The 13,981-nt window shown below is 60.7% G+C and carries 14 protein-coding genes, 1 tRNA gene and 1 pseudogene; 10 read left to right on the forward strand and 6 right to left on the reverse strand.

Features of this window, described 5'->3' with window-relative positions:
* Window positions 1–10 precede the first annotated feature (10 nt).
* The gene (locus tag ACYCFC_RS00370) at window positions 11–574 is read right to left on the reverse strand and encodes a hypothetical protein (RefSeq protein WP_459652821.1); all 564 of its coding nucleotides are present in this window, start codon (window positions 572–574) and stop codon (window positions 11–13) included.
* Window positions 575–710: 136 nt separating this feature from the next.
* On the opposite strand from ACYCFC_RS00370, the gene otsB reads away from it, so the two are divergent.
* The 4 genes from otsB (at window position 711) to ACYCFC_RS00390 (ending at window position 4,581) form a co-directional block, all read left to right on the forward strand.
* A complete protein-coding gene (gene otsB / locus ACYCFC_RS00375) occupies window positions 711–1,505 on the forward strand; it encodes a trehalose-phosphatase (protein ID WP_459652822.1) in 795 nt (264 codons plus the stop codon).
* A complete protein-coding gene (gene otsA / locus ACYCFC_RS00380; protein ID WP_181084905.1) occupies window positions 1,502–2,911 on the forward strand; it encodes an alpha,alpha-trehalose-phosphate synthase (UDP-forming) in 1,410 nt (469 codons plus the stop codon). The genes otsB and otsA overlap by 4 nt, the downstream gene beginning before the upstream one ends.
* Before the next feature lie 111 nt (window positions 2,912–3,022).
* On the forward strand, window positions 3,023–3,670 hold the full coding sequence (gene can, locus ACYCFC_RS00385; RefSeq protein ID WP_181084904.1) for a carbonate dehydratase: 648 nt from the start codon (window positions 3,023–3,025) through the stop codon (window positions 3,668–3,670).
* Window positions 3,670–4,581 carry a DMT family transporter gene (locus ACYCFC_RS00390; protein WP_459652823.1) on the forward strand — a complete coding sequence of 304 codons (912 nt, stop codon included), beginning with the start codon at window positions 3,670–3,672 and terminating at the stop codon, window positions 4,579–4,581. The genes can and ACYCFC_RS00390 overlap by 1 nt, the downstream gene beginning before the upstream one ends.
* A gap of 22 nt (window positions 4,582–4,603) precedes the next feature.
* Here the strand turns inward: ACYCFC_RS00390 and ACYCFC_RS00395 are convergent, their stop codons facing one another.
* The gene (locus tag ACYCFC_RS00395; protein WP_459652824.1) at window positions 4,604–4,906 is read right to left on the reverse strand and encodes a putative quinol monooxygenase; all 303 of its coding nucleotides are present in this window, start codon (window positions 4,904–4,906) and stop codon (window positions 4,604–4,606) included.
* Between the two features lie 146 nt (window positions 4,907–5,052).
* Between ACYCFC_RS00395 and ACYCFC_RS00400 the strand changes: the two genes are divergently transcribed.
* From ACYCFC_RS00400 to ACYCFC_RS00415, 4 genes and pseudogenes are all read left to right on the forward strand, one after another.
* Window positions 5,053–6,033, forward strand: a complete 981-nt coding sequence (locus ACYCFC_RS00400) for an IS5 family transposase (RefSeq protein ID WP_459652825.1) — start codon at window positions 5,053–5,055, stop codon at window positions 6,031–6,033.
* A 142-nt stretch (window positions 6,034–6,175) separates the two neighbouring features.
* Entirely contained in the window at window positions 6,176–6,562 is a 387-nt protein-coding gene (locus tag ACYCFC_RS00405) for a VOC family protein (protein ID WP_459653939.1), read from the forward strand.
* Window positions 6,563–6,851: 289 nt separating this feature from the next.
* Window positions 6,852–8,272, forward strand: a pseudogene (locus tag ACYCFC_RS00410) (IS1182 family transposase).
* Window positions 8,273–8,707: 435 nt separating this feature from the next.
* Window positions 8,708–9,145, forward strand: a complete 438-nt coding sequence (locus tag ACYCFC_RS00415) for an acetyltransferase (protein WP_181084900.1) — start codon at window positions 8,708–8,710, stop codon at window positions 9,143–9,145.
* 257 nt (window positions 9,146–9,402) lie between these two features.
* Here the strand turns inward: ACYCFC_RS00415 and ACYCFC_RS00420 are convergent, their stop codons facing one another.
* Complete coding sequence (locus tag ACYCFC_RS00420) at window positions 9,403–10,905, reverse strand: MFS transporter (RefSeq protein ID WP_459652826.1); 1,503 nt, start codon at window positions 10,903–10,905, stop codon at window positions 9,403–9,405.
* 132 nt (window positions 10,906–11,037) lie between these two features.
* On the opposite strand from ACYCFC_RS00420, the gene ACYCFC_RS00425 reads away from it, so the two are divergent.
* Both ACYCFC_RS00425 and ACYCFC_RS00430 read left to right on the forward strand, forming a co-directional pair.
* The gene (locus ACYCFC_RS00425; protein ID WP_336509720.1) at window positions 11,038–11,238 is read left to right on the forward strand and encodes a type II toxin-antitoxin system RelE/ParE family toxin; all 201 of its coding nucleotides are present in this window, start codon (window positions 11,038–11,040) and stop codon (window positions 11,236–11,238) included.
* 12 nt (window positions 11,239–11,250) lie between these two features.
* A complete protein-coding gene (locus ACYCFC_RS00430) occupies window positions 11,251–11,556 on the forward strand; it encodes a HigA family addiction module antitoxin (RefSeq protein WP_014853816.1) in 306 nt (101 codons plus the stop codon).
* An 82-nt stretch (window positions 11,557–11,638) separates the two neighbouring features.
* Here the strand turns inward: ACYCFC_RS00430 and ACYCFC_RS00435 are convergent.
* The 3 genes from ACYCFC_RS00435 to ACYCFC_RS00445 all read right to left on the reverse strand — a co-directional run bounded on the left by ACYCFC_RS00435 (window position 11,639) and on the right by ACYCFC_RS00445 (window position 13,820).
* A tRNA-Met gene (locus tag ACYCFC_RS00435) sits at window positions 11,639–11,715 on the reverse strand.
* 90 nt (window positions 11,716–11,805) lie between these two features.
* Window positions 11,806–13,140, reverse strand: coding sequence for an ATP-binding protein (locus ACYCFC_RS00440; RefSeq protein WP_181084896.1), 1,335 nt, complete (start codon window positions 13,138–13,140; stop codon window positions 11,806–11,808).
* The gene (locus ACYCFC_RS00445; protein WP_459652827.1) at window positions 13,137–13,820 is read right to left on the reverse strand and encodes a response regulator; all 684 of its coding nucleotides are present in this window, start codon (window positions 13,818–13,820) and stop codon (window positions 13,137–13,139) included. The genes ACYCFC_RS00440 and ACYCFC_RS00445 overlap by 4 nt, the downstream gene beginning before the upstream one ends.
* Window positions 13,821–13,981 lie beyond the last annotated feature (161 nt).

A 13,981-nucleotide genomic window follows, 5' to 3' on the forward strand; every position in this document is an offset into this window, starting at 1 on the left:
TACAGGTTTTTCATGATCCGACCGGTTTGTCCCGTCCGGAGTCCAGCGGTGCGTCGCCTTCCAGTTCGTCGTCGGAGAGGATGTCCTGGTCCTCTTCCAGCAGGCTGTCGTCATCTTGCAGCACCGCGTTGCCGCTGCTGACGCCGGTGTCCGGGTCGCCATCGGCGGGGCCGTCCCAGGGCTTGCCATCGAGCGGGTCGCGACGCGCCTGCTCGGCTTCGTCCAGACCTACGTCGGCGCCGATCTGGTGTTTCGATACCACGCTCAAGTCCTGATCGGCGGGGCCTCCGTGGCCGCGCTCGCGGGGTGAACGGGCGCCATCGTCGGGAATCTGCGTTTCGGGTGTCAGGTCATCCATGGTGGCGCCGCTATCGGGCACTTCGCCCGCGGTCATCCCGGCTTCGGCGACGCGCTCCGGCGGGAATTCGTCTTCCACCTCCTCGCGTGGCACTTCGTCGCCGATGCGGCCCTTGCGCTCGTCCCGGCGCTGGTCGAAGTCGAGTTGCTCCATGGAGCCCATGCGGTCTTCGGTATCGTCGATTTCCGTGGGCGTATAGGGCTTGCGATCGTTCATGGCAATGTCCTGCGTGAATGGCCAGTCTTGCTGGTTGTGACTGAAGGCTCGGACGAAGATTCCACCTTGCCGCTGGCCGGTTCGGTTTGTCGTACGGGCCAGCGAACCACCTTGGTCGATCAGGAGTCTAGTGAGCATGGACAAACAAAACGATCGGCCCGAAACAGACGTCCGGCGCTGTGCTTTTTTCTTCGATGTGGACGGAACGCTGGCGCACATACAGCCCCGTCCCGAACTCGTATTCATCCCGCCCCGCGTGCTGGCGGCGCTGGAACAGCTGCATGCCGGCGATATTCCCGTGGCGGTCATTTCCGGACGACCGCTGAGCCAGCTCGACGCGCTGCTCGCGCCACTGCGGCTGCCGGCGGCGGGCATCCATGGTGCCGAACGGCGCACTGCCGATGGCCGGCTGCAGCAACTGGCCCTCGATGTCGAGGTTTTCCATGACATCGAGCAGGCGCTTGTTCGTGCCTGTGCCGAGCATCCCGGCCTGAGGCTGGAAAACAAGGGCGTCGCCTTTGCCCTGCATTTTCGCCTGGCGCCTGAGCTGGAAGAGACAGCGCGTGCCCTTGCCGAGGCTTTTGTCGAGCGTTACGGCGAGGTGCTGGCGCTGCAGCCAGGCAAATGCGTGTTCGAGCTCAAACCGCGCGGCGCCAGCAAGGGCGAAGTGATCCGTGCATTCATGCAGGAGGCGCCCTTTCTCGGACGATTGCCGGTATTCGTGGGCGATGACAGGACCGACGAGGCCGGTTTCGAAGTCGTCAACCAGCTGGGCGGACTGAGCATCAAGGTGGGTGACGGCGAGACTTTGGCCACGCAACGACTGGATTCGGTGGACGCTGTCGGTGCCTGGCTTGGCACGCTGCTCGACGGGCTGGACGATCTGCCGGAAAACAACAATAAAACAGACCGAAGCGAGAGCGCCCCATGAGCCGACTGATAGTGGTTTCCAACCGGGTGGCGCCGATCAAGGCGGGCAAGGTCGCCGCCGGCGGGCTTGCGGTAGGTGTGTACGATGCGCTGCGTCAGACCGGCGGTATCTGGTTTGGCTGGAGCGGTGAAGTCAGCAGCACGCCGCAGACCAATACCGAGATCATCGGCAATATCACCTACGTTACCCTGGGCCTGACCCGGCAGGATTATGACCAGTATTACCGCGGCTTCTCCAACGCCACGCTCTGGCCGATCTTTCATTACCGCATCGATCTGGCCCGCTACAATCGCCAGGAATACAATGGCTATCGGCGGGTCAACGCCATGCTGGCGGCAAAGCTCAAACCGCTGCTAAAACCCGACGACATCATCTGGATCCACGACTACCACCTGATCCCCTTTGCCGAAGAGTGTCGCCGGCTGGGTATTCGCAACCGCATCGGTTTCTTCCTGCATATCCCCTTTCCGCCACCGGAAATTCTCACCGTCATCCCGCCGCACAACGAGCTGCTGAAGACGCTTTGCTTTTACGATCTTATCGGTTTCCAGACCGAAACCGATCGTCTGGCCTTCCAGGACTACATGACCCGGGAAGTGCGTGGCGTCCTCGAAACCGACGGCAGTCTGACAGCTTATGGGCAGAATTTCCGTGCCGGGGTCTATCCCATCGGCGTGGTGCCGGATGAAATCCGCGACCTTGCAGAATCCAGCAAGGGCCGTCGGCGGCCCATGCGGCGCATCACGGATATCGCCCGTAAAAAAATCATCAGCGTGGATCGGTTGGATTACTCCAAGGGCCTGGTGGAACGTTTCAAAGCTTATGAAGCCTTTCTCGATCACTTTCCGGAGCATCGCCGGGGGGTCGAATTCATTCAGATCGCGCCTACCTCGCGCTCTGACGTCAAGACCTACCAGAACATCCGCAAGCAACTGGAAAGCGAAGCGGGGCATATCAACGGTCGGCTGTCGGACCTCGACTGGACGCCCCTGCATTACCTCAACAAAAGTCATGATCGGCGGGTTCTGATGGGGCTTTTTCGCGATGCCGATATCGGCTTCGTCACGCCGTTGCGCGACGGTATGAACCTCGTCGCCAAGGAATACGTGGCCTCACAGGATCCCGAAGACCCAGGCGTGCTGGTGCTGTCGCGCTTCGCCGGGGCTGCCCGTGAGCTGACCTCTGCACTGATCGTCAATCCCTATGACTGTATCGGCATGGCCGAAGCCCTCGACCGCGCCCTGCGCATGCCGCTCGCGGAACGCAAGGACCGCTACGAGCACATGATGCGCATCATCCGCATCGCTGACCTAGACGCCTGGCGCGACACTTTCCTGCGTGACCTGCGGGCCTTTTCATCCCGCCCCAGAGCGCAGACGCAGGCGAGCCCGTTGTTCAATGTCTGATCAGGCTTTCCCCGTTTCGGCAAAGCAGGGTGTGACGTCGCGCGCAAGGCGCTTGTCAAAACGCCGACCGGTTCGTAACGTGCGTGTCGGAATGAAAGGGCAGGGCAGTCAATGAGCGACGATCTTCAACAATTATTCGAAAACAACGCGCGCTGGGCCGAGGCCATTACCGAAGAGGATCCGACCTTCTTCAGCAAGCTGGCCAAGCAGCAGGAGCCCGAATACCTCTGGATCGGCTGCTCCGACGCGAGAGTGCCAGCCAACGAGATCGTCGGCATGTTGCCTGGCGACCTCTTCGTCCATCGCAACGTCGCCAACGTCGTGCTGCACACCGACCTCAATTGCCTGTCGGTGATCCAGTACGCGGTCGACGTGCTCAAGGTCAAGCACATCCTGGTCACCGGCCACTACGGCTGCGGCGGTGTGCGCGCCTCCATGCGTGACGACCAGCTGGGCCTGATCGACGGCTGGCTGCGTACCATCCGTGACCTCTACTACGAGCACCGCGACCACATCGCCAGCTTCCCCACCGAGGAAGCCCAGGTCGACCGCATGTGCGAGCTCAACGTCATCCAGCAGGTCGCCAATGTCAGCCACACCAGCATCGTCCAGAACGCCTGGCACCGTGGCCAGCCGCTGGCCGTGCATGGCTGCATCTACGGCATCAAGGATGGCATCTGGAAAAACCTCAACGTGACCATCAGCAGCCCGGAACAATTGCCGCCGCAATACCGTCTCCGTCCGCGTCGCCCAGCCTGATGACCGAAAGTCGCACATGGGCCTTCGCCGGCCTGCTGCTCGCCGTGCTGTGCTGGAGTGGCAACGCGCTGGTGGCGCGCGCCTTCCATGAAGAGATCCCGCCGCTGAGTCTGTCGTTCTGGCGCTGGTCGCTGGCGACCTGCCTCCTGTTGCCCTTCGTGGTGCGTTCGATCTGGACTCATCGCCAGACCCTGCGTGCCGCCGGCTGGCGTCTGCCCATCGTCGCGGCGCTCGGCATCGCCAGCTACAACACGTTGCTGTATTCCGCCGCGCAAAGCACCGAAGCCATCAACCTCACGCTGCTCAACACCTGCATGCCGCTGTTTGCCTTTCTTGGCGCCGGCCTGCTGCTGGGCGAATGGCCGGCACGCCGCGCCTGGTTCGGCATGGCGATTGCCGCAGCGGGCCTGCTCTACCTGATCAGCCGAGGCAGCTGGACAGCCTTCGTCAGCCTGTCGTTCCAGAAAGGCGACCTGCTGATGCTCGTGGCGGTGCTGGCCTGGACCCTCTACACCCTGCTGCTGCGGCGTTGGGCAAGGTTTCTGCTGGTGCCGGCGTTGACGCTGCTGGGCGTGCTGATGCTGATCGGTGTGCCGCTGATCACACCCTTCTACCTCTACGAGTACAGCCAGGTCGGCGGTTTCGCACCCACTCCCGGCAATCTTGCCGCCGTCGCCTACACCGCCATCTTCGCCTCGCTGGTGGCCTATCTGGCCTGGAACCATGGCGTGCGCGTCATCGGCGCCCCGAAGGCCGCCATGACCACCTACCTGATGCCCGTCTTCACCGCGATCATCGGCTGGCTGGTGCTGGGCGAAGGCTTGCAGGCCTTCCACTGGATCGGCGGCGGGCTGATCTTTAGCGGGCTGCTGCTGGCGACCCGCAGCGCGACGGGCGAGGCGGCGCGCTGAGAGCGACTCGTCTCGCTCGCCGTCAGCGCTTGCTGTTACCGCACACCATATGCCCCTTCATGGCCTCCTGCTTGACGATGAACTCGCCCAGTAGCGGGCGGCTTTGCAGATAGTGCTCGGTGGTCTTGTGGTGCGCGAAGGCCGCTTCGTCGCGGTACAGCTCGTAGAGATAGACGAGATCGGGATCAGCCAGATCCTGGATGACGTCGAATACCAGGCAATCCGGTTCGTTCTGTACCGAGGAGGCGGCGTTGATGCGCATCGTCTCCATGAACCGGTCGAACGAGCCTGGCGCGAGTTGGGTTTTCAGGATGAGACAGTACATGAGCGCTCCGTTTTGTTTTAAGGTAGATGCTCGATTGTATACAGGGGATAACAAGATGCCACAGCGTCCCGGTCGCCTTAAGGAAATCCTGAAGAAGACTTCCCGTTTCTGGTGAAATACGCCGATCCTGTTGCCTGGGTTTTCCGATGAAGCAGATGACCTTTGCCGACGCCGAGTACGCCGGCAAGCGCAAGCAGACCCGTAAGGAGTTGTTCCTGATCGAGATGGATCAGGTGGTGCCGTGGACGGGTTTGATTGCTCTGATCGAGCCGCACTATCCCAAGGGTGAAGGCGGTCGTCCGGCGTATCCGCTGATGGCGATGCTACGCGTACACCTGATGCAGAACTGGTTCGGCTACAGCGATCCGGCGATGGAGGAAGCGTTGTACGAGACCACGATCCTGCGCCAGTTTGCCGGGCTGAGCCTGGAACGCATTCCCGACGAAACCACCATCCTCAACTTCCGTCGCTTGCTGGAGAAACACGAATTGGCGGCTGGGATTCTGGCGGTGATCAATGGTTATCTGGGCGGCCGCGGTTTGTCGTTGCGCCAAGGCACTATCGTCGATGCCACGCTGATCCATGCGCCGAGTTCGACCAAGAATCAGGACGGTAAGCGCGACCCGGAAATGCACCAGACGAAGAAAGGAAACCAGTATTACTTCGGCATGAAGGCCCACATCGGCGCCGATGCCGAGTCCGGCCTGGTGCACAGCGTGGTAGGGACGGCAGCCAACGTTGCAGACGTTACCCAGGTCGACAAGCTGCTGCACGGTGAGGAAAACATGGTGGGTGCCGACGCGGGTTACACCGGCGTCGAGAAGCGCCCGGAACATGAAGGCCGGGAGGTGATCTGGCAGATCGCGGCCCGCCGCAGTACGTACAAGAAGCTGAGTAAGCGCAGCGCGCTGTACAAAGCCAAGCGCAAGATCGAGAAGGCCAAGGCCCAGGTGCGCGCCAAGGTCGAGCACCCGTTCCGGGTGATCAAGCGCCAGTTCGGTTATGTGAAGACACGCTTCCGTGGCCTGGCGAAGAACACGGCGCAGCTGGTGACATTGTTTGCCCTGTCGAACCTGTGGATGGCGCGCCGGCATTTGCTGACGAATACAGGAGAGGTGCGCCTGTAATGTGGGAAATGGCCGCTGAGAGGTGTTCGCGGCGGCTAAAAACTCAGAAATGAGCGGATGACTTGATCGATTTTGGTCGAATCGCCGCTTCTAAAATTGGCAAGGGCAGAAGTCGGCCGGAAACACAGGGCTACTTCAGACCATCCTTAACGGCCTGCGCCATCTGGCGCTCACCGTACCGAATCTCGAAGAGTGCGAGCGTTTCTACGTCGATGTGCTGGGTATGGAGGTGCTCAACCGAGCCAGCAAGGACCTCGTCTACCTGACGTGCGGCAACGACAACCTGTCCCTGGGCCGCGCCTCGGAAAAAAGCAGCGGCGTCCAGGCGATGGACCATTACGGCTTCATCGTCGACACCCTGGAAGAACTGCACGCCTGGTACGAATACCTGAAGGCCCAAGGCGTCACCATGCTCGACCGCCCCTTCGCCCACCGCGACGGCGCCCACAGCTTTCATGTGCTCGACCCCGCGGGGAATACCGTGCAGCCGCTTTATCATCCGGCGGTGTCGGGGCAGCGGTTTAGTTGATATGACAGCTGCAAGCGGGTACGGCGTTAGGTCGAGTGGCCATTGGATTTGAAAATCCAAAGCTATCGATCCGGCATCGAAGCCGATTCGGATAGTTTGCGGGACACGCCTTGCGCCATCGCGGCGGCGGCTGAATGGAGAGCCCGGCGGGCAACGTTGCAAGTCTTAATGAACAGCTGAAACGGGCGAAAGTAGGGCTTCCTGACGTCTGCTTTCGGCCCAGGCTGTGTAAAAACGCTGGCATCGACCTTGCTGTGATTTGATGGATTCAAATCAGTGGGGGATGCCGATGAAGCGTTTTATCCAGGGAGAGCATCGAGGCCAAAGTGTGTTGCTTCCCGAGAGCCTGGATGACTACGTGGCGGACACCAACCCGGTGCGTGTGGTCGATGTGTTCGTCGATGAACTCGATCTTGGTCAACTCGGTTTCGAGGGCGTTGTCCCCGCAGAAACTGGTAGGCCTGCTTACCATCCTGCCGTCCTGCTGAAGATCTACATCTACGGCTATCTCAATCGCATCCAGTCCAGTCGCCGCCTTGAGCGAGAGGCCCAGCGCAACGTCGAGCTGATGTGGTTGACCGGGCGCCTGATGCCGGACTTCAAGACCATTGCCAACTTCCGCAAGGATAACGGTAAGGCCATCCGCGGCGTTTGTCGGCAGTTTGTCGTGCTGTGCCAGCAGCTCGGTCTGTTCGCCGAAGCGCTGGTGGCTATCGACGGTAGCAAGTTCAAGGCGGTCAACAATCGTGATCGCAACTTCACCAGTGCCAAGTTGCAACGGGGGATAGAGGAAATCGAATCCAGCATCAGCCGCTACCTCACCGCCCTGGACACTGCCGATCGGCAGGAACCTGTCGTGGCACAAGCCAAGGCCGAGCGACTGCACAGCAAGATCGCGGCGTTAAAAGTGAAGATGCAGGAACTCCAGGCCATCGAGATCCAGCTTCAGACCGCCCCAGACAAGCAGATTTCACTGACCGATCCTGATGCACGCTCGATGATGACGTGCGGCACCGGGATGGTCGGTTACAACGTCCAGGCTGCGGTCGATACGAAGCATCACCTGATCGTGACGCACGAAGTCACCAACGACGGCGTCGACCGTGATCAACTGAGTAGCATGGCCATGCAGGCGCGGGAAGCGATGGGCGTGGAAGCGCTCTCGGTGGAGGCTATTTCAAGAGCGAGGAAATCCTCGCCTGCCACGAAGCTGGCATCACTGCTTTCGTGCCCAAGATTCTGACTTCGGGAGCGACAGCGGCTGGCCGCTTTGGCAAAGGTGACTTCATCTATGACGCGGCAAGGAACGAGTATCGTTGCCCGGCAGGGCAAAGCCTGATCTGGCGCTTCTCACACGTCGAGAAAGGGCTAAAGCTGCACCGTTACTGGAGCTCGAACTGCCAAAGGTGTGCGCTGAAAGATCAGTGCACACCGAGCGCACAGCGCCGGGTGAGTCGCTGGGAGCATGAGTCGGTGCTCGATGCGATGCAGACTCGTCTGGATCAGGCACCGGAGATGATGCGCATCCGCCGTCAGACGGTGGAGCATCCATTCGGCACGTTGAAGGCCTGGATGGGCGCTACTCATTTCCTCACCCGAACGCTCGACCGGGTGAGCACGGAAATTAGCCTGCATGTGCTCGCCTACAACTTCAAACGGGTGCTGAATCTGCTGGGCAATGGCGCGCTGATGGCTGCGATGAGGGTCTGAAACCCCATTGGCAGATCGTTGAACTCATCGCCAAGCATCGCAGATACACACTTGCCCGAATTGGCTGAATACATCGGATCGACACACCAAGAGCCCGTAGGGCCTCTGGGCGCCGCTAAAACAATCCAATATCCAGCTATCCATCGCCCGCTGCGTTTTTACACGGCCTGGGCCATAAGCAGCCGGTCAGACATCAGCATCCAAACCTGCGAGAACGGACAGTAGGTTCAACGCTATCGGTAGTATTCCAACCGTCATTTTTATTGACACCCCGAACCCCTCCCCAGTAATGTCCGCCTCCCTCCTTTCCGGCCACCTCTGCCGTGAACCGCCCAGGCGTTAACTCGCGAAGCGGTCATACAAGTTGCCGACACTTTTACGGTCGCTATCTACTAGCGCGCCTCATTTCCGATATTAAGTGTAAAGGATGATTCTATGATCATTCGTCAGGCTATTAACGCCGACCATCCGCTGCTGCTCAACATTTGGCAGCGCTCCGTTCGCGCCACTCATCACTTCCTGCAAGAATCCGTTATCGAGGAATTGCTTCCTCAGCTCCGTGATAACTACCTGCCCGCTGTTGAATTATGGGTTGCGGTGGATACGAAGGACTCGCCGTTAGGCTTTATTGGGCTCAATGAAAACCACGTAGAGATGCTCTTCATCGAGCCTGATCTGCGAGGGAAAGGTATTGGCCGCGCGCTATTGGATCATGCCCGAAGCTCGCGCAAACAGATGAGTGTTGACGTGAATGAGCAGAACCCCGAAGCGGTAGGGTTCTATTTACATTACGGGTTTGTTCAAACAGGTCGCTCTCCGCTTGATGGCGAGGGTCGCCCCTTCCCCTTGCTTCACCTGAGCTTGCCCGTCTAGGACAGTAATCGTGAATCGCTCCTAAGCTCTGCTTCGGGGCGATTCCAAATCCCAGCTCAGGCATCAAGCTTGAAATCTTTTGTTGGTCTTCCAGATGAGACGGCGTCCATTGATGCGGTAGCAATTACCTCATCTCACCTGCTCGTTGTGTCGACAGCCGTTTCATAATGGTTTGTTGCTTTTGGCTCAAGCTTACGTTGACGAGCTTCCTGTTACGAATGTTCCTGAGTGACCGCTTCTGCCGATAATGACGCTATTCAACTTCTCTGCCTGTAATTTCTGAGCATAAAGAACACGAAGACTCCCAGAATTCCCATCATTGCCGAGGACGTCATCAGCAACATTGCATGCGTCATCGAGAAGGCTTCTTTAGCAGCCTCAATCAGGGCTGCGCTTTGGGGCTTCGTCAGGCTTTGAGCGACGACGTAGCTATCACCAATCGAGCTTGCTGCACGCTCTGCCAGTGGTTGCGCAAGATCGGCTGGTAGCGAGATGGTGCGGCTGAATATGCTGGACATAAATACACCGAAAAAGGTGATTCCGAGGCCGGTGCCGAGTTCGTATGCGGTGGCTTCCAGCGAGCCCGCCGCCGCGCCCTCGCTGGCCTCGACTGAGCCCATGATGGCGATGGACGAGGCCGTCAGGCCGATGCTGAGGGTCAGGCCCAGCAAAGCCAACATTGCCGGCACCCAAAAGCCAGGCGTGTGGAAATCTGCCAGGGCCAGGAATGCCAAGGCCACCGCCGACAACCCCAGGGATGCACTGGCCACCAGACGCAGGCCGCAGAGGTTGGACAGGTAGCCTGCTACCGGGCCACCGATGGCAGCCGCAACCATGATCGGGATCATAAAGATACCGGCCTGCAACGGTGTTCTGTCCAGCACGTATTGCAGCTCCTGCGCCAGCGTCAGCTCGACGCCGGCCAGGGCGCCGCTCGCCACCGTCGCCATGATGATCCCGGCCAGGATTGCCGGACGCGAGAACAGTGACAGGTCGAGCATCGGCGTCGCCGAGCGCAGTTGCATGCGCGCGAAAACACTGAGCAGGCCAAGCCCCAGCAGCGCCACTGCCATGGCCATAGCCAGCGGCTGTGTGGCGCCGACGGCGGCCTTGATGCCGTATACCAACGCCAGCATGCCGGCGATCAGCAACAGGGCCTGGCCCAGTGCCCAGGTGCCAGACGTGGTTTCTTCGCTACGCGGCAGCAGGAGGAACACCAGCGGCCCGACCACCAGCATGGTCGGCACGTTGATCAGAAAGGCCGAGCCCCACCAGAAGTGCTCCAGCAGCGCCCCGCCGATCAGCGGGCCGACCGCCGCACCAGCAGCGCCGACCGTGCCCCACAGGCCCAGAGCCATGGCGCGTTCATTTTCGTCCTCGAAGGTACGGCGGATGATGCCCAGCACGCAGGGCAGGATCATCGAACCGCCTAGGGCCAGCAGCACCCGTGCGCCAATGAGCAGGGCAGGATTCGGCGCGAAGGCGGCCAGCAGCGAGGCGATACCGAACACCGTCAGGCCAATGAGCAGTACGCGGCGGTTACCGACACGGTCGGCCAGGGTGCCCATGGGTACCAGCAGGCCCGCCATCAGCAGTGGGTAGATATCGATGATCCACAACACTTCGGTGGCCGAGGCGCCGAGCGCCAGGGTCAGCGAGGGCACGGCAATGTGCAGGATAGTCATATCAATGACTACTGGCAGGAAAGCCAGCATGACGGCCAGCAGGATCAGCCAGCGACGAGGGGTGACGGCACGCATGGATGTGCTCATTGAAAAAGGGGCAGGCCTATTATCCTCCGCCAAGGCCGCCTTTGCTGAAGCGTTGGAGCCCTATCATCCACGATGCTTGCTCGCGGTTTGAAGGCCGTGAAAAGAAGCTGAGCCGCAGCCATCTTCCCTGGTCTGGACTTCTTCAGGTGCCTTGTGGCTACGGAGCTTCGAGACTTGCGCTCGCCACCGGGTAACCGATTGGAGCCGTTGCAGGGCAACCGGGCCGGGCAACATAGCATCAGGATCAATGACCAGTGGCGGATCTGCTTTGTTTGGACAGACGCAGGCCCCACGCAAGTCGAAATCGTCGACTACCACTGAGGAGGTGGCTACATGGCAATTAACGGCATGCGCCCCGTTCACCCTGGTGAAGTGTTGCGCGAAGAGTTTCTAGAACCGCTGGGGATTACTCCCGCTGCGCTTGCTCGTGCGCTGCATGTATCGGCACCGACCATCAACGACATTGTGCGCGAGCGTCGTGGAGTTACTGCTGATACGGCTATCCGGCTGGGCCGCTACTTCGATACATCTGCCCAGTTCTGGATGAACCTACAGTCCGACTACGCATTGGCGACGACCTATGCGGCAAACGGCGAAGAGATCGAGCATGAAATAGAGCCGCTTCGAGCGGTTGGCTGACGGTGTGGACATGGTGTAGTCACTCCGTAGTCATCGGCCCAAAACAAAAAGGGCCTACCTTTCGGTAAGCCCTTGTTTTGTTTGGTGGCTACGCAGGGACTTGAACCCCGGACCCCAGCATTATGAATGCTATGCTCTAACCAACTGAGCTACGTAGCCAAGTGGCGCGCATTATTCTCGTCGGGCGGTTGTGTGTCAAGCTTTTGGCCGCGCTTTTTCTGCCTGCTTTTTCAAACGCTTATGCCGCTGTCAGGTCGCCGTGAGGGCTGGATGTTGCGGCTGGCCGGGGATATTCAGGGTGACCAGCAGGCCGTCTGGCTGGTTGTTGAATTTCAGTTCACAGCCACAGCGTTCGACGATGGCCTGTACGATTGCAAGCCCCAGTCCGCTGCCTCCATGGGCCGATTGTCGCCAGAAGCGTCGGGTGGCCTGGGGTAGCTGTTCGGCTGACAGGCCAGGCCCCTGATCCTTGACCTGAAAGCTGACATGGCCAGCCTGGCGCAGCACGCTGAGCCTGACCGGTGCATCCGTGCCGCTGTGGCACAGGGCGTTGTCCAGCAGGTTGCGCAGCGCCGTGATGGCCAGCAGTGGAGGAATATTCAGGGTGGCTTGTGCGATCTCGGGTGTCAGCAGCAACTCGATGGCCTGCCCAGTGTCCTCGATGGCCTGCCGAGCGATTTGCTCGGCGTTGTACTGCTGACCATCCTCGAATGACAGGCTGCCTTCCACTCGCGCCAGCAGGAGCAGTTGTTCCAGGGTGTGTTGCAGCCGGTCCGCGCCTTTTTCGGCCTGGACCAGGGCTTGGCGTGCAGTCTCGCCTTCGGTGATGTGGGCGACCTGCAGGTGCGTCTTGATGACGGTCAGCGGGCTGCGCAATTCGTGGGCGACATCGTTGGTCAGCTGGCGCTCGCGCTCCACGGCCTGGGCGATGCGCTCGAACAACTGGTTCTGGGTTTCAACCAGTGGGCGTAGTTCGCTGGGCAGCGTCTGTGCGGGCAGCGGCGACAGGGCACCGGCATTGCGTCGGGTCAGTGCCTCGCTGATCTGCCGGAGCGGGGCCAGGCCGTGGCCGATGCCCAGCCAGAGCACCAGTAGGCTGCCCAGCAAGGCCAGCGCTACCGGAGTTGCCGCGCTGAGCCAGATGGCGTTTTCCAGGGTGGTGCGTTCGTCGAGGCGGTCGGCAGTGGTGATGCGCAGTCCGTCGTGCTCCAGGGTGAAGCTGCGCCAGGGCAAGCCTTCGATGAGCTGCGTGCGAAAGCCGGGCTGATTGGCGTCGAGGGTCCTGTCGGCTGTGGCGTGACTGCGGGCCAGTACCTGCCCACGCAGTGAGCTGATCTGGCAGGTCAGGCCGTTGGGAATGCCAAGCTGTTCGGCACTCAGCGGTTGCTGGAAGTCATCGGCGACGGAGGCGGATGGCAGTTGCGCCATCATCCCGGCGACCATCCTGGCCGAAGCGGCCAGGCGCTGGTCGAGCGCCTGCATCATCTGATTGTGCAGGTCGTAGAGCATCCAGGTCGCAGTCAGCCCCCATAGCAGCACAAAGGCCAGGCTGAGATTCAGCGTCAGGCGCAGGCGCAGGCTCATGCGCGCGATCGTCCCGATGAGGTAGCCGCCCCCAGCCGATAGCCCAGCCCGCGGATGGTTTCGACGATGTGGCTGCCAAGCTTGCGGCGCAGGTTGTGGATGTGCACGTTCAGGGCGTTGCTTTCGACATCACCGTCCATGCCGTAGATGGCGTCCTTGAGCTGTTCGGCGCTGAGGATTCTGCCGGGATTGTGCAGCAGGCTTTGCAGCAGCGCCTGTTCGCGCCGGGAGAGAACGATGGGCTGGTCTTCGAGCCAGGCCTGTTGCTCGGTGGGGTCATATTTCAGTAGGCCATGCTCGATCAGGTTGCTGCTGCGGCCATTGGCGCGACGCAGCAGGGAGTGCAGCCGCGCCGCCAGTTCGCGCAGATCGAAGGGTTTGAGCAGGTAATCGTCGCCACCGGCCTGCAGGCCCGTGACCCGCTCGTTGACCGCATCGCGGGCGGTGAGGATCAGCACCGGCAACTGCATGCCACGCCGGCGCAGACGTTGCAGCAGGCTGAGACCATCTTCATCGGGCAGCCCCAGATCGAGCACGAGAATGTCGAAGTGGGTCGAGCGCAACATGCTCTCGGTGCCGGCGGCAGTCAGGCTGTGGCTGACAACCAGCCCCAGCGCCTGGAGCCCGGCGATGATGCCGCTGGCAATCAGCGGGTCGTCTTCAGCAAGCAGAACGTGCATGAGCGGTCCGAAATCAAGAGGGCGCGACAGTAGCGGATAAGCCCCCGGCTGTGTACCCGGACCAAAAGGCTATGGGGAGGGCGGGACGCTTAATACTGCCTTAATCCTCTTTCGGCAGGCTGCAATACACGCACTATGACTGGGGCTTTTGGTTCTGGGGT

The sequence above is a fragment of the Stutzerimonas sp. NM35 genome (genome assembly GCF_054604355.1).

Excerpts from the sequence above, each read along its gene's own strand:
- ACYCFC_RS00370 (WP_459652821.1), bottom strand. The coding sequence starts at position 574 with ATGAACGATCGCAAGCCCTATACGCCCACGGAAATCGACGATACCGAA.
- otsB (WP_459652822.1), top strand. The coding sequence starts at position 711 with ATGGACAAACAAAACGATCGGCCCGAAACAGACGTCCGGCGCTGTGCT.
- otsA (WP_181084905.1), top strand. The coding sequence starts at position 1,502 with ATGAGCCGACTGATAGTGGTTTCCAACCGGGTGGCGCCGATCAAGGCG.
- can (WP_181084904.1), top strand. The coding sequence starts at position 3,023 with ATGAGCGACGATCTTCAACAATTATTCGAAAACAACGCGCGCTGGGCC.
- ACYCFC_RS00390 (WP_459652823.1), top strand. The coding sequence starts at position 3,670 with ATGACCGAAAGTCGCACATGGGCCTTCGCCGGCCTGCTGCTCGCCGTG.
- ACYCFC_RS00395 (WP_459652824.1), bottom strand. The coding sequence starts at position 4,906 with ATGTACTGTCTCATCCTGAAAACCCAACTCGCGCCAGGCTCGTTCGAC.
- ACYCFC_RS00400 (WP_459652825.1), top strand. The coding sequence starts at position 5,053 with ATGAAGCAGATGACCTTTGCCGACGCCGAGTACGCCGGCAAGCGCAAG.
- ACYCFC_RS00415 (WP_181084900.1), top strand. The coding sequence starts at position 8,708 with ATGATCATTCGTCAGGCTATTAACGCCGACCATCCGCTGCTGCTCAAC.
- ACYCFC_RS00420 (WP_459652826.1), bottom strand. The coding sequence starts at position 10,905 with ATGCGTGCCGTCACCCCTCGTCGCTGGCTGATCCTGCTGGCCGTCATG.
- ACYCFC_RS00430 (WP_014853816.1), top strand. The coding sequence starts at position 11,251 with ATGGCAATTAACGGCATGCGCCCCGTTCACCCTGGTGAAGTGTTGCGC.
- ACYCFC_RS00440 (WP_181084896.1), bottom strand. The coding sequence starts at position 13,140 with ATGAGCCTGCGCCTGCGCCTGACGCTGAATCTCAGCCTGGCCTTTGTG.
- ACYCFC_RS00445 (WP_459652827.1), bottom strand. The coding sequence starts at position 13,820 with ATGCACGTTCTGCTTGCTGAAGACGACCCGCTGATTGCCAGCGGCATC.